13 protein-coding genes are annotated in these 15,142 nt (G+C 60.8%); 9 read left to right on the top strand and 4 right to left on the bottom strand.

All coding sequences use genetic code 11. The annotated features are described in order from the left end of the window. A complete protein-coding gene (locus ACR0D9_RS09380; RefSeq protein ID WP_480538530.1) occupies window positions 1-183 on the bottom strand; it encodes a DUF1674 domain-containing protein in 183 nt (60 codons plus the stop codon). Between the two features lie 88 nt (window positions 184-271). Between ACR0D9_RS09380 and ACR0D9_RS09385 the strand changes: the two genes are divergently transcribed. From ACR0D9_RS09385 to ACR0D9_RS09415, 7 genes are all read left to right on the top strand, one after another. After that, a complete protein-coding gene (locus ACR0D9_RS09385) occupies window positions 272-1,531 on the top strand; it encodes an RsmB/NOP family class I SAM-dependent RNA methyltransferase (protein WP_480538532.1) in 1,260 nt (419 codons plus the stop codon). 89 nt (window positions 1,532-1,620) lie between these two features. After that, window positions 1,621-3,360 (top strand): heparinase II/III family protein, encoded by a 1,740-nt coding sequence (locus tag ACR0D9_RS09390; protein ID WP_480538534.1) that lies wholly within the window; start codon window positions 1,621-1,623, stop codon window positions 3,358-3,360. A 22-nt stretch (window positions 3,361-3,382) separates the two neighbouring features. Continuing rightward, window positions 3,383-4,972: a bifunctional phosphoribosylaminoimidazolecarboxamide formyltransferase/IMP cyclohydrolase gene (purH, locus tag ACR0D9_RS09395; protein ID WP_480538536.1), complete on the top strand. Its 1,590-nt coding sequence runs from the start codon at window positions 3,383-3,385 to the stop codon at window positions 4,970-4,972. Next, window positions 4,972-5,448 (top strand): signal peptidase II, encoded by a 477-nt coding sequence (gene lspA, locus ACR0D9_RS09400; RefSeq protein ID WP_267363500.1) that lies wholly within the window; start codon window positions 4,972-4,974, stop codon window positions 5,446-5,448. Before purH ends, lspA begins: the two co-directional genes overlap by 1 nt. 50 nt (window positions 5,449-5,498) lie before the next feature. Continuing rightward, window positions 5,499-6,014 (top strand): DUF3035 domain-containing protein, encoded by a 516-nt coding sequence (locus ACR0D9_RS09405; RefSeq protein WP_480482853.1) that lies wholly within the window; start codon window positions 5,499-5,501, stop codon window positions 6,012-6,014. A gap of 82 nt (window positions 6,015-6,096) precedes the next feature. Continuing rightward, window positions 6,097-7,437 carry a M16 family metallopeptidase gene (locus ACR0D9_RS09410; protein WP_480487775.1) on the top strand — a complete coding sequence of 447 codons (1,341 nt, stop codon included), beginning with the start codon at window positions 6,097-6,099 and terminating at the stop codon, window positions 7,435-7,437. After that, window positions 7,434-8,744, top strand: a complete 1,311-nt coding sequence (locus ACR0D9_RS09415) for a M16 family metallopeptidase (protein ID WP_480538538.1) — start codon at window positions 7,434-7,436, stop codon at window positions 8,742-8,744. Before ACR0D9_RS09410 ends, ACR0D9_RS09415 begins: the two co-directional genes overlap by 4 nt. 22 nt (window positions 8,745-8,766) lie before the next feature. On the opposite strand, the gene ACR0D9_RS09420 is transcribed toward ACR0D9_RS09415, so the two are convergent. From ACR0D9_RS09420 to deoC, 3 genes are all read right to left on the bottom strand, one after another. Further along, window positions 8,767-9,576: an SDR family oxidoreductase gene (locus tag ACR0D9_RS09420; RefSeq protein WP_480538540.1), complete on the bottom strand. Its 810-nt coding sequence runs from the start codon at window positions 9,574-9,576 to the stop codon at window positions 8,767-8,769. A 224-nt stretch (window positions 9,577-9,800) separates the two neighbouring features. Then, complete coding sequence (locus tag ACR0D9_RS09425) at window positions 9,801-12,134, bottom strand: aldehyde dehydrogenase family protein (protein WP_480538542.1); 2,334 nt, start codon at window positions 12,132-12,134, stop codon at window positions 9,801-9,803. Between the two features lie 47 nt (window positions 12,135-12,181). Continuing rightward, entirely contained in the window at window positions 12,182-13,180 is a 999-nt protein-coding gene (deoC, locus tag ACR0D9_RS09430; RefSeq protein ID WP_480474226.1) for a deoxyribose-phosphate aldolase, read from the bottom strand. Between the two features lie 198 nt (window positions 13,181-13,378). Here deoC and ACR0D9_RS09435 point away from each other — a divergent pair, with 198 nt between their 5' ends. Further along, window positions 13,379-14,332: a metal ABC transporter solute-binding protein, Zn/Mn family gene (locus tag ACR0D9_RS09435; protein ID WP_480538544.1), complete on the top strand. Its 954-nt coding sequence runs from the start codon at window positions 13,379-13,381 to the stop codon at window positions 14,330-14,332. 3 nt (window positions 14,333-14,335) lie between these two features. Beyond that, window positions 14,336-15,139: a metal ABC transporter ATP-binding protein gene (locus ACR0D9_RS09440; protein ID WP_480538545.1), complete on the top strand. Its 804-nt coding sequence runs from the start codon at window positions 14,336-14,338 to the stop codon at window positions 15,137-15,139. Window positions 15,140-15,142: the final 3 nt, after the last annotated feature.

Below are 15,142 nucleotides of genomic sequence, written 5' to 3' on the forward strand. Positions count from 1 at the left end.
CTAGAAATCGATGGCGATGCCTTTCTTTTCCCAATCACCGTAACGGGCGGGGTCCAGCCCATCGCGCCCGCCCAGTTCCTTGGGCATTTCCCTGGCTTCGGCCTTGGCTTTTTGGCGGCGTTCTTCCGCTTCGGCCAGCGCGCGTTGGGCGGCGGGGGGCAGGTCTTTGCGGTCGTCACTCATGACATCGGGTTCCTTTCCGTGCATAGCCTTGATATACGCCCGCGTCCGCTAATGGCAATGCGGGCACAGGTCACATGAAGGCGGTACCATGACAAACAGCGCGACAGCAGCACGGCGCAGCGCAATCTATCTGTTGGATCAGGTTCTGGGCGAAGGCCGCCTGTTGTCTGAATGCCTCGCTGCGGGCGCTTTGGATCGGTTGGGGCCAGAGGATCGTGCGCGTGCCCAGCGGCTGGCCTCGGAAACCCTGCGCGGGCTGGAGCGCGCCGACCGTCTGCTGGACAATCACCTGAACCGAACACCCGCCCTGACCGTACACAACGCGCTGCGGCTGGGCGCGGTCGAGCTGTGCAACGGGGAAGCTGCGCATGGGGTGGTGAACTCCATGGTTGAAATCATCAGCCGCTCGCGCAAGCACGGGCGTCTGAAAGGGCTGGTGAATGCCGTTTTGCGCAAGGTGGCGTCCGAGGGTCCCGAGGCATGGCCGAAAATGCGTGTCCCGCGCCTGCCGGTGTGGTTGCGAGAGCCTCTGATCGCGGCGTGGGGTTCCGAAGCGGTTGCCGGAATGGAACAGGCGCATTTCGCGGGCGCACCACTGGACCTTACACTGAAGCCGGGGGCAGAAGGCCCTCCGGGCGAAAAACTGCCCACCGGGTCTGTGCGTATTCTGGATGCGGGTCAGGTCTCGGCCTTGCCGGGATACAAGGCTGGGGATTGGTGGGTTCAGGACGCGGCAGCCGCGCTGCCGGTGCGTGTTCTGGCACCGAAGGCGGGCGAGAAGGTGTTGGACCTTTGCGCAGCTCCGGGCGGTAAAACCATGCAACTGGCCGCGGCGGGGGCGGATGTGACGGCGCTGGATGTATCCGCGGCGCGCACCGAACGCGTGTGCGAAAACCTCGCCCGGACCGGGTTGCAGGCAGAGGTCATCGTGGGTGACGCGCTGGACCATCAGGGCCAGTACGACGCAATTTTGCTGGACGCGCCCTGCTCGGCCACGGGTACGATCCGCAGGCATCCTGACTTGCCCTTTGCCAAGGATGGCTCGGAATTTGGCGGATTGATCGAATTGCAGACGCAGATGCTGGCCCATGCATGGACGCTGCTGAAACCCGGCGGGCGGCTGGTTTATTGCACCTGTTCGCTTTTGCCGGATGAGGGCGAGGTTCAGATCGAAGACGCGCTGGGCATGTATCCGGACATGCGTGTTGATCGCGAGGCACTAAAGCTCTCCGGCATCGAAGACAACTGGATCACCGAGGAAGGCGGCCTGCGTCTGCGGCCCGACTACTGGCCCGATCGCGGGGGTATGGACGGGTTCTATATCGCCTGCCTGAACAAATCCGCCTGAGTGCACGCTTTTCGATGACTTGACGATCGGCGCGGTCTATCGTTGGGTCTCAAGCGCCAGCAGAGCGCAAGGGGCAGAGTAACACGCGCATGTCAAATTCGGACACCATGGCCAGTCGGTGGATGCGGTTGCAGAACCGTTTCTACGCGCGTCTCAGCCAACGGCAAAAGGCCGCCACGGGGTTTGTTGCGCAGCCTCAGCCGCGCACCGTTGGTTCGTTTGCGCGCGGGCGGCAGCTGGTTGCGGGGAATCTCTTGTTCGCCGGCTATTTGGTCGAGGCAGACGATACAGCGTTGTGGGATGTCATTGCCCCCAGCGCTGGCTTTGACGAGGAACGCCATGGTTTTGCATGGCTGGATGATCTGGCCGCTGTCGGTGATATGCGCGCACGAGAAAAAGCGCAGCGCTGGGTCTGGGGCTGGATCGAGGCGCATGGCCGCGGGCAGGGCCCCGGCTGGGTACCTGACCTGACCGGGCGGCGGGTGATGCGCTGGATCAACCATGCACTCTTTCTGCTGCGCGGGGCAGATGAGAAGCAAAGCAAACTGTTCTTTCGGTCTTTGGCGCAGCAAACATGGTTCCTGTCCAAGCGCTGGCAGGCCGCGACACCCGGGTTGCCGCGTTTCGAGGCGCTGGCCGGTCTTGTGCAAGCCGGGTTGGCGCTGGAGGGGTTGGAGCAGATGGCCGATCCGGCCCTGCGGGCTTTGGCTGGCGAGTGTGACCGGCAAGTGGATGCGCAAGGCGGTATTCCAACACGCAACCCGGAAGAGCTGCTTGAAGTGTTCATGCTGCTCAGCTGGACGTCGGCGGCGCTCAGCGATCTTGGACGCGGTACACCTGTCGCGCAGGCCAAGGCGATCAAGCGGATTGCACCGACCTTGCGCAGTCTGCGCCATGCGGATGGCGCGCTGGCGCGGTTTCACGGCGGTGGGCGCGGGGTCGAAGGGCGGCTGGAACAGGCGCTTGCGCAAAGCGGCGTCAAGCACAAGGCGGCGACCGAACTGCCAATGGGCTATGCCCGCCTGTCCGCAGCACGCACCACGGTGATCGTGGATGCCAGCGCGCCGCCGTCCGGAGCGGCCTCATTCAACGCGCACGCATCCACGCTGGCGTTCGAGCTGACCTCGGGGCGTCGCCCTTTGATCGTGAATTGTGGATCGGGGGCCAGTTTCGGGTTGGATTGGCGCCGTGCCGGGCGTGCGACCCCATCTCACTCAACCCTGTGTCTGGACGGGTTCTCGAGCGCGCGGTTGGCCAACCCGTTGCCGGGCCGCGAAAGTCAGGCGCTGGTCGATGCGCCGCGGGACGTTCCGGTCGATTTTGAAGATGCGTTCGAAGGCATCCGTTTCATGGCTGGGCATGACGGATATGTCAAAGTCTTCGGGCTGACCCACGCGCGCACATTCGAATTGCGCTTTGACGGGCGTGAGCTGACGGTCGAGGATATTCTGCTGACCGCAACCGACAAGGCCAAGCGTCAGTTCGACAGGGCGATGGACGCCTCGGGCCTCAGGGGCGTTGGCTATGACATCCGTTTTCATCTGCATCCTGACGTTGATGCTGCGCTGGATCTGGGCGGGGCGGCAGTGTCGATGGCGCTCAAAAGCGGCGAGATCTGGGTTTTCCGCCATGATGGTGTGGGAAAATTATCTGTCGAACCAAGTGTTTACCTTGAAAAAGGACGTTTAAAGCCACGCGCGACAAAACAGATCGTTCTATCTGGCCGCGCAATGGAGTATGCGACGCGCATCCGGTGGACGCTGAGCAAGGCGCAGGATACAGCCTATGCCGTGCGCGATACGCACCGGGACGAGCCCAAGTTTGACTGACGCCAAAAGGACCTTTGGACCCATGACCGACCTTCACCCCGTGCGCCGCGCGTTGCTTTCCGTTTCCGACAAGACCGGGCTGATCGAGCTGGGCAAGGCGCTGTCCGAGCGCGGGATCGAACTGTTGTCGACCGGCGGCACAGCCAAGGCGCTGCGCGATGCAGGGCTTGAGGTGCGCGATGTCAGCGAAATTACCGGGTTCCCCGAGATGATGGATGGCCGGGTCAAGACGCTGCACCCGATGGTGCATGGCGGGTTGCTTGCGCTGCGCGACAATGACACCCACGTCGCTGCGATGGAGGAACATGGCATCGGTGCCATCGACCTGCTGGTCGTGAACCTCTACCCATTCGAGGCAACCGTCGCCAAGGGCGCGGGTTATGACGAATGTATCGAGAATATCGACATCGGTGGCCCGGCGATGATCCGCGCGGCCTCAAAAAACCATGCCTTCGTGAACGTGGTGGTGGATGTCGAGGATTATTCCTCCCTGCTGGATCAGCTGGAAGAAAACTATGGCAAGACATCCTATGGCTTCCGCCAGTGGCTGGCGCAAAAGGCCTATGCCCGAACAGCGGCCTATGACGCTGCCGTGTCGAACTGGATGGCCGATGCGCTGCAACTGGAGGCCCCAACGCGCCGCGCATTTGCTGGCGAGTTGAAGCAGACCCTGCGGTATGGTGAAAACAGCCACCAGCAGGCAGCGTTCTACACGGACGGCACCAACCGCCCCGGCGTCGCCACCGCCGTACAGCATCAGGGCAAGGAACTGAGCTATAACAACATCAACGACACGGACGCGGCCTTTGAGCTGGTGGCCGAGTTTGATCCGGCGAAAGGCGCGGCTTGCGCCATCATCAAACACGCCAACCCTTGCGGTGTAGCCACAGGTTCAACCCTTCTTGAGGCGTACAAGGCGGCATTTGACTGCGACCGCACCTCGGCTTTTGGTGGCATTGTTGCGCTGAACCAGTCGCTGGATGAAGAAACAGCGCAAGAGATTACGGGCATCTTCACCGAGGTTGTAATCGCCCCCGGTGCTTCGGACGAGGCCAAGGCGATTTTTGCCGCCAAGAAAAACCTGCGCCTGCTTACGACCGAGGCGCTGCCGGATGTAACCGAAGGTGGCAAAACCGTCCGTCAGGTGGCCGGCGGGCTGTTGGTGCAGGACAAGGATAACGGCTTTGTCGGCATGGACGACCTCAAGGTCGTGACCAAGAAAGCCCCGACCGACGCGCAGATGCATGACCTGTTGTTCGCGTGGAAAGTGGCCAAGCACGTCAAATCCAACGCCATCGTCTACGTCAAGGATGGCGCGACCGTGGGTGTTGGCGCGGGGCAGATGAGCCGTGTGGATTCGGCTCTGATCGCGGCCAAGAAAGCCGAACGTATGGCTGAAGCACTGGGCTTGCCGCAGCCGCTGACCATCGGTTCTGCCGTGGCATCGGATGCGTTTTTCCCCTTCCCCGACGGGTTGATGGAAGCCGCCGAAGCGGGCGCGACCTGCGTCATTCAGCCGGGCGGGTCCATGCGCGACGATGAAGTGATCGCCGCAGCCGATGAGGCCGGTCTGGCGATGGTCTTCACCGGCATGCGTCATTTCCGTCACTGATGCGGTCACGCCTGCTTCTCTGGGCGGCCTTGGCCGCCTTCGCGATCGACCAGATCAGCAAATATCTGGTCGTTCACGTCCTGCGCGTGGCTGAACGGCCCGACGGTATCGATGTTCTGCCACCGCTGCTGGTGTTCAAATACGGCGAGAATCGGGGCATCAATTTCGGCCTGTTTCAGGGCGACTCTGAGGCTGCGCGCTGGTTTTTGATCGGTGTGTCCGTGGTGATCTGCATCGGTGTGCTTGTCTGGCTTGGTCGTTCGACGCGTTCGAAATTCATGTTGTTCTGTGGCGGCCTGCTGATCGGCGGAGCGCTTGGGAATGTGGTCGACCGGCTTCTTTATGGGTTTGTTCTGGATTTCCTGAACATGTCCTGCTGTGGCATCAACAACCCGTTTGTGTTCAACTTGGCGGATGTGTTCATATTCGCCGGAGCGCTGGGGCTGGTTTTGTTTGACGGCAAAAAGCCCTCGTGACGCGCGGAATGATATGCGATAAAAGCGCCTGAAACAGGCTGGAGACACCAATGCGGATGCCGCGCGCCATATTTGTTCTGACAGTTGCCGCTGCGGTTGCGGCATGTTCGAATCCCGGACTGCGGGATCTGGCGCCTCCGGGACAGGGTCCGGATGAGTTTTCGGTATTGCCGGTCAAGCCGCTGACCCAGCCTCAGGATTACGCGTTCCTGCCGGCACCGACGCCGGGTGGTGGAAATCTGACAGACCCGACCCCTCAGGCCGATGCGGTGATCGCGCTGGGCGGTAATGCCGCCGCCCTGAACCCCAATGCCGGTGTGCCGTCGTCGGATGCAGCGCTTGTGACGGCGTCCAGCCGTTATGGCGTGCCAGCCGATGCACGGCAAGTGGTCGAAGCCGAGGATGCCGCGTTCCGCAAACGCCGGGGCCGCTGGACCGGTCTGCGCCTGTTCCCCGTCGACCGCTATAATCAGGTCTACGAACGCCAGTCGATCGATCCGTATTCGGAAACCGATGCCGCCCGCCGGGCCGGGGTCGAAACCCCGACCTCGCCCCCGAATGAATAATTCTTAACTTTCCGTCATCGGGCTTGAACCCGGGCCGCACCACCGTAGTTTGAATACTATAAAACGAAACGGAGGATGCCCCATGGTTCGGGCCCTGGCCTTGTCGGCTGCCCTGATCGCCACCACCCCGGCTTTTGCCGGGGGCGGGAAAGAAGCGGTCACCACATTCACTTTGGACAACGGCATGAATGTCGTCGTGGTCGAAGACCATCGCGCGCCTGTCGTGCAGCACATGGTCTGGTACCGCGCCGGATCGGCGGATGAGCCGATCGGATCGTCGGGTGTCGCGCATTTTCTTGAACACCTGTTGTTCAAGGGCACAGATACTTTGGCGCCAGGTGAGTTCTCGGCTACCGTCGCGGCCAATGGCGGCAACGATAACGCGTTCACCTCGTATGATTACACTGCCTATTTCCAGCGCGTCGCCGCCGACCGGCTTGAGTTGATGATGCGCATGGAATCGGACCGTATGCGGAACATACGCCTGAGCGATGAGGATATCGTGACCGAGCGCGATGTGATCCTTGAGGAACGCAACCAGCGCACCGAAAACAACCCGCGCGCCCTGTTCGGCGAACAGATGAGCGCGGCACAATACCTCAATCACCGTTATGGCGTGCCGATCATCGGCTGGAAGCACGAGATGGAAGAACTGGAACTGGAAGACGCGCTGTCTTTCTACCAGACCCACTACGCGCCCAATAACGCCATTCTGGTTGTCACCGGAGACGTTGATCCCGCCGAGGTTCGCACTCTGGCCGATCAGTATTACGGTGTGATTCCCGCCAATGCGGATTTGCCGGAACGGGTCCGGTCGCAGGAACCCCCGCAAACCGCCGAACGTCGTCTGACTTTCAAGGACCCTCGCGTGGCGCAGCCCTACATCCAGCGCAGTTACCTGGCGCCGGAACGCGATCCGGGCGATCAGGAAAAGGCGGCAGCCCTGTTTCTGTTGGCGGAACTTCTAGGGGGCAGCACGACCTCTTACCTGAACGAAAAGCTGCAATTTGATCAGAAAATGGCTGTTTATACCGGGGCGTTCTACCGTGACGTGTCGCTGGATGACACAACATTCGATCTGCTGGTCGTTCCCGCCGAAGGGGTTTCCCTGCAAGAGGCCGAAGATGCCATGGACCAGGCCGTGGCCGATTTCATTGCCGAAGGTGTCGACGAGGACGATCTGAACCGCATCAAGATGCAGTTGCGGGCCGCGCAGACCTATGCGCGCGACAATGTGGACGGGATCGGCAACCGCTATGGGCGCGCCCTGACCAGCGGCCTGACAATACAGGACGTGCAGGCATGGCCTGATATTCTTCAGGCTGTGACCGGCGACGAAATCATCGCCGCCGCCCGCGATGTTCTGCAACCCGAGGCGTCGGTCACCGGCTGGCTGATGCGCGATGATGAGGTAACGCAATGAAACGGTTTCTCGCAACGCTGATTGCCTGTCTGGTTGCTCTGCCTGCCTTGGCCGAGATCGAGATTGAAGAAGTGACCTCACCCGGCGGGATCACCGCATGGCTGGTCGAGGATCACTCGATCCCTTTCACCGCGCTCGAGCTGCGCTTTCGTGGCGGTACGTCGCTGGACGACCCGGACAAGCGCGGCGCCGTCTATCTGATGAGCGGGCTGATCGAGGAAGGGTCCGGTGAAATGGACGCGCGGACCTATGCGCGCGAGCTTGAGGCGCTGGCCGCATCGTTCCGCTATAACGCCGGTGACGACACGGTTTCGATTTCCGCACGTTTTCTGACCGAAAACCGGGATGAGGTTGCCGACCTGCTGCGTGAGACGATTCACGAACCACGCTTTGATCAGGACGCGGTTGACCGTGTGCGCGCACAAATCCTGTCCGGGCTGCGATCAGATCAGACCGACCCGAACGAGATTGCAGGCCGCAGCTTTGCCCAGATGGCCTATGGCGATCACCCTTATGGTTCCGAAGGCAAGGGCACGATCGAAAGCGTCTCGGCGCTGACACGGGATGATGTGGTAACGGCGTATGAAAGCGTTTTTGCCAAGGATCGTCTTTATGTGGGGGCCGTCGGCGATATCACGGCCGAAGAACTGGGCGCATTGCTTGACACATTGCTCGCCGACCTGCCGGAAACGGGCAAGCCCATCCCGGGCAAGGCCAACGTGACCATCCCCGGCGGGATCAGTGTTGTCGAGTTTGACACCCCGCAATCCGTGGCGCTGTTTGGCCATGCCGGAATAGATCGGGACGATCCTGATTTCTTTGCCGCCTATATCCTGAACCACATCCTGGGCGGTGGCGGGTTCGAAAGCCGTCTGATGCAGGAGGTGCGCGAAAAGCGTGGCCTGACCTATGGGGTTGGAACCTATCTTGTGCCCAAGGATCTGGCCTCGGTTTACCTGGGGTCGGTGTCATCGGCCAATGACCGCATTGCCGAGGCGATAGAGGTTATTCGCAACGAATGGGCGCATGCTGCCACCGAAGGGGTGACGCAGAAGGAACTGGACGATGCCAAGACCTATCTGACTGGCGCTTATCCGCTGCGCTTTGATGGCAACGGGCAGATTGCCGGGATCATGGTGGGGATGCAGATGGAAGGATTGCCCATCGATTATATCGCCACCCGCAATGACAAGGTGAACGCGGTCACACTGGAAGACGTGAACCGCGTTGCATCCGAACTGTTGGACCCGGACGGCCTGCATTTCACTGTTGTTGGAAAGCCGGTTGGGCTGGAAACTACCAACTGAACTGCAAGGGGTGAGTTGCGGCTCACCCCTTTTTCATACTCCGCAGCATATCGCCCATCATCTGGCCGAACTTGCCCGATCCGCGCTGATAAAGTGCCCCATCCACGGCCAGAACCGTGCCGCTGATATAGCTGGCCAGATCCGAGCTGAGGAACAGGCAGGCGTTGGCCACGTCCTGCGGCTGGCCCCAGCGGCCCAACGGCACGTCGCGGCGCAGTTCTTCGTGGGCGTTTTTGGTGGGCGCAAGGCGTTTCGCACCCTCGGTGCCTTCGATGAACCCCGGCACAACCGAATTCACCCTGATCCCTTCGACACCCCATTCCATCGACAGCGTGCGGGTGATCTGATCCACCCCCGCCTTGGCGGCGCAAACATGCGACTGGCCTTCGTACGGCAGGTAGGACTGCGGGGCCGAGATATTGATGATGCTGGCACCGGGGCGTTTGAGGAACGGATACGCCCCCTTCATCACGTGGATCGTGCCCATCAGGTCGATATCGATCACGGTCTTGAACGCGTTGACCGACATCTCGGACGCCAGCGCCGGGAAGTTGCCCGCCGCGCCCGAGATCAGCACATCGAAATCCCCAAAGGCGTCATGGAATTGCTTCAGTCCCGCCGCCACAGCGTCGGCATCACGCACATCAAACGCAGCCCCAATCGCATCCTGTGCGCCTGCGGCTTTCAGCGCGGCGATGGTGTCATCGACCTTTTCCCGCGACCGGCTGGCCACGGCCAGTTTGGCACCCGAGGCCGCAAAAGCCTCGGCAATGCCGCGATTGATACCGCTGGTTCCGCCAATCACGATGACGGTTTGTCCTGAAAAATCCATGTAACGCCCTTTATCTTTGATCTACTGGGTGAGCGCCATTCTCTTGACTGAGTTCGTTGCGCATCTCCTCAATCATCGGAAGCACAAGAGTTTCGCGATTTGCGAGTAAGAATACCAAGCACGCAAATGCGCCGACCAAAGAAAAAATCACCAAACGAGCGATAGAAGTCCGATTGGTTTTCTCAGTCGGTAGTACCAAAGTAAACGCTCCCTTGGCGGGAGCCCTACTCGCCGTAGGGCACCCAGATGTTTTTCACTTCTGTTGCAGCCTGAAGGAAGCGGCGGGAATGGTCCATGCTCCAGTCAAATGCCGTCGCGTTATTGACCCAGGTCCGCTTCAGGTTCCCGGCTGAAACGACCTCGATCTCTTTCGACAGGTCGGTGGACGAAAACGACCAGACCGCGTCGACATTCAGATGCGAGGCCAGCGGTTTCGCCAGTTCCGCATGGCTGCCCGTCAGGATGTTGACCACACCGGCAGGGACGTCCGAAGTCTCAAGGATCTGGTAGAAATCCGTCGCCGCCAGCGGGTAGGGCTCAGAAGCCACCAGAACCGTCCGGTTGCCCATCGCAATCGCAGGCGCCATGGCCGAGACCAGACCCAGCAGCGGTGCCTCATCCGCGCAAAGCGCACCGATCACGCCAACGGGTTCCTTCATGGCGATGGCCACGCCCCGGATCGGAACACCATGGACCTGGCCGTCATACTTATCGGCCCAGGCGGCGGCAGTGAACAGGCGTTGGATCGAAGCCTCGACTTCTTTCGCGCCGTCTTTCCTGCCGGTCATGGCGTCGATCCGCGCCGCGAATTCACCGGCGCGGGCCGAGAGGTTTTCGCCGATGTAATACAGGATCTGGGCCCGCAGATGGCCGGTGGTTCTGGACCAGCTTTTGGCACCTGCCGCAGCCTCGACCGCGTTGCGCACGTCCTTGCGGTTGGCAAGACCCACATGGCCCAGCAGGCCGGACTTGCCCCAAACCGGTTTCGAATAACCACCATCGGGTCGCGCCTGCTTGCCGCCGACATACAACTTGGCAGTGCGGTCAATCGGGTCGACCGGTGCCCCTTCGCCCATGGCTGCCTCGACCTTTGCCAGCGGCTTGGCCTTACCCTTGGGTCTGGTATAGGCGGTCAGCCCTTCCCAACCACCTTCGCGGCCAAAGCCGCTTTCGCGGACCCCGCCGAACCCGGCAGCAGCGTCAAACAGATTGGTGGCATTCACCCAGACGACGCCCGCAACCAGCTTGGGCGCGATATCCAGCGCAAGGTTCACATTCTCGGTCCAGACGGTCGCCGCCAGACCATACCGGGTGTTGTTGGCCAGCTCGACGGCCTCTTCTGGTGTGCGGAAAGTCGAAGACACCAGCACCGGACCAAAGATCTCTTCCTGCATCAACGGGTCCGAGGTCTCGAGCCCCGAGATCAGTGTCGGCGGGTAGTAGCAGCCGTTTGCGGGAAGATCGCAGGCAGCTTGATGCACATGGCCCGCTGTGTTGCTTTCGACCATTCCTTTGATGGTCTGCAACTGAACCGGGTCCACAACCGCGCCCACGTCGATACATTTGTCCAGCGGATTGCCGACGCGCAGCGTGTCCATCCGGGCGCGCAGCTTGTCGTGGAAACGGTCGGCGATGCCTTCCTGCACCAGCAGGCGCGAACCTGCACAGCAGACCTGACCCTGATTGAACCAGATCGCATCCACCAGCCCTTCGATGGCCGAGTCGATATCGGCGTCATCAAACACGATGTACGCGGATTTGCCACCCAGCTCCAATGTCAGTTCCTTACCAGATCCGGCAGTGGCCTCACGGATGCGGCGGCCCACAACAGTCGAGCCGGTAAAGGCAATCTTGTCCACGTCCGAGGCCACGATCATCTCGCCCACGGCACCGTCTCCGGTGACGATGTTGACGACACCTTTCGGCAGACCGGCCTGTGTGCAGATATCGGCAAACAACAGCGCCGTCAGCGAGGTATACTCAGCGGGTTTCAGAACCACCGTATTTCCCATTGCCAGCGCAGGCGCGATCTTCCACGCCAACATCAGCAGGGGGAAGTTCCACGGAATGATCTGACCGCACACACCCAACGCTTCAGCGTCGGGCAGCTCGCTTTCCATCAGCTGCGCCATACCGGCGTGGTAATAGAAATGCCGCTGCGCCAGCGGAATATCGATGTCGCGCGATTCCCGGATCGGTTTGCCGTTGTCGAGGCTTTCCAGCACCGCAAACAGACGCGAATGCTTTTGCAGCAGTCGCGCAATTGCATAGAGATACCGCGCACGGCCCGCGCCGCCCAGTTTCTCCCATTTCGGCTGAGCCTTGCGCGCGGCGGCAACAGCGGCGTCCACGTCGGCCTGCCTGGCCTGCGTCAGCTTGGCCAGAACCTCCCCGGTCGCAGGGTTGCGGCTGTCAAACCCTTTGCCCGGCTTGGTGAAAGCACCGTCGATATAGTGTCCGAACTTGTCGCCCTGATCGACCAGCCAGGCCAGCACCTCGGCGGCGCTTTCGGGGGCGGGGCCGTATTCCATGGTCTCAAAAATCTCTTTGACTGTCATGACTTCATCTTTTCCCAAATACTCACTGTCCAGACATATCCGCGGGCTCAGCCCATCGAGTGTCTGTAACCAGCCGAGTAAGCCCCGGTGACATAGTGTTCCAACTGCCGCTCGATATCGCCCAGTAACGATGAGGCGCCAAAGCGGAACAGATCCGGTTCCAGCCAGCGGTCACCCAGCTCGTCCTTGATCAGCGACAGATAAACCAGCGCGTCCTTGGCTTTCGAAATACCACCTGCAGGCTTGTAGCCGACCCGATATCCGGTGCGGTCATAGTAATCGCGGATCGCGCGGATCATCACCAGCGACACGGGCAGGGTGGCGTTGACGCTTTCCTTGCCGGTCGAGGTCTTGATGAAATCCGCCCCGGCCATCATGCACACCAGCGAGGCGCGCGCAACATTGCGCAGGCTGCCCAATTCTCCGGTCGCAAGAATGGCTTTGACATGGGCATCGCCACAAGCCACGCGGAACGCCTTCATCTCATCATACAGGGCCTGCCAGTCCCCCGACAGCACGTGACGGCGCGAGATTACGATGTCGATTTCCTCGGCCCCGGCCTTCACGCTTTCCTCGATCTCGGCCACGCGCAGATGGAACGGGGACAGGCCGGCGGGAAAGCCGGTGGACACGGCAGCGACCGGAATGCCAGTGCCTTTCAGGGCGTCCACGGCGGTTTCGATCATGTCGTGATAGACACAAACCGCCCCGGTCGTGATCGGCGGCATGTCCAGCGCCTGAAGGACTGAAGGCGCAACCGGCTGACGGGCCTTTGCACACAGGCGGCGCACACGGCCCACCGTATCATCGCCCGACAGCGTGGTTAGGTCGATCATCGTGATGGCTTTCAGCAGCCACGCAGCCTGATATTCCTTCTTGACCGAACGGCGGCCCGGCAATGTGGCCGCACGGCGTTCAATCGCGGAAGTATTGGCCTGAACGGCGCGCACCCAGTCCAGATCCAGTTCCATTCCGGGGTTCCGGGGTTCGGTCACTTGCGGCAGATGCGCGGTGCGCACGGGGCTTTCTGAGCTCTGCGTATCCATGGTTACGTCCTTTGGGAGGTTTGCGACAAAATCGCACGGGTGGCCCGGGAATGGAAGGTGTTCCGGCGCAATGATCGAATATTTTTGACCATTTGGACAAATAACAGAGGTTTTCTTGCGAATAATTCTCATTAGCGTTGACTTAGTTGCGAATGGTTCTCATATTTGATCCAACACGTATCCAAATCGAGGTTGGAAATGATTCGTCGGCATTGCCTTGCATTTTTGGCTCTGGCCCTTTCGGTGCCAGCTATGGCGTTTGCCGGTGCACCGCTGAAAGTGGTGGCCACGACGGGCATGATTGCAGATGCAGCGCGTCAGGTCGGCGGTGATCTGGTTGAGGTCAGAGGGCTTATGGGCCCCGGCGTTGATCCCCATGCCTATCGCCAGACGCGCAGCGATATCGTGGCGATGACTCGGACAGATCTGGTTCTGTGGCACGGCCTGTATCTCGAAGCGCAAATGGAAGACTTCTTTCATGATCTCGAGCGGAAACGGACCGTCATTGCGGTTGCAGAGGGCGTAGATAAGTCCATGCTGCGTGCGCATGATGATTATGCCGACAAGTATGATCCGCATGTCTGGATGACACCCGCGCTGTGGCGCGAGGTTGTTCTGGAAGTGCAGCGTGCGCTGACGGAGGCACGCCCCGAAGCAGCAGAGGTTTTTGCCGCGAACGCACAAGCCCATCTGGCGGACATAGATCGTCTGACGGCCTATGCCGAGGAAACCCTGTCTTCGGTACCGGATCACAACAAGGTTCTGGTCACCGCCCACGACGCCTTTGGCTATTTCGGTGAAAGTTTCGGGTTCGAGGTTCTGGGCATTCAGGGCATCTCGACCCAATCCGAGGCGGGCCTGAACCGGATCGGAGAGTTGGTTGACCTGTTGGTTGATCGCCGGATCACGGCGGTCTTCGTCGAAAGCTCGGTTTCTGACCGGTCGATCCGCGCGCTGATCGAAGGGGCCGCAGCCAAAGGGCACGAGGTGAAGGTCGGGGGCGAGTTGTTCTCGGACGCCATGGGCGAGGATGGCACTTACGAAGGCACTTATATCGGGATGCTGGATCACAATATCACCGTCATCGCAGGCGCATTGGGCGGGGATGTTCCCGATCGCGGCATGAACGGAATACTGTCAGCGGGGTTCTGAAAGATGCTGGGGCTGATCAGCAACGAAGGTGTGACGATCCAGGAACAAAATCTGGATAACAGCCCTCTGGCTGTGCGGGGCCTGACGGTTTCCTACGGGCAGAAGCCAGCGGTCTTTTCGGTTGATATGACGGTTGAGCCCGGCGCGATGACCGCCATTATCGGGCCAAACGGCGCTGGAAAGTCAACGCTGCTCAAGGCGGCGCTTGGCATCGTTACGCCTTTGTCGGGGCAGGTGACCGTATTTGGTCAGCCGCTGAATTCGCAACGCGCACGTGTTGCCTATGTTCCCCAGCGTGCCAGTGTGGACTGGGATTTCCCGACACGTGTGATCGACGTGGTTCTGATGGGTCTGTCGCGTGAACTGGGCCTGTTGGGCCGCTTGCGCGCGCGCCACAAGGCCCGTGCGATGGATTGCCTGAACCGTGTGGGAATGCGCGATTTCGCGGATCGCCAGATTGGCCAGCTGTCCGGTGGCCAGCAACAGCGTGTGTTTCTGGCGCGTGCTCTGGCTCAGGATGCTGATCTGTACCTGCTGGACGAGCCGTTTGCCGGTGTCGACGCCGCCACCGAAAAAGCCATCATCGCGGTGCTGAAATCCCTGAAAGAGGCCGGTAAGACAGTGGTTGTCGTGCATCACGATCTGGCCACCGTGACCGACTATTTCGACCACGTTTTCCTGATCAATACCCGCAAGGTGGCCGAGGGGCCGGTGGCCGAGGCGTTCACGGCGGATTCGCTGCAATCGGCCTATGGTGGCAGGTTGGCGACGGCACAGATCGATCAGATTTCACGCGCGCTGGGATAGTTC

This window comes from Ruegeria sp. AK11 (assembly GCF_056541095.1).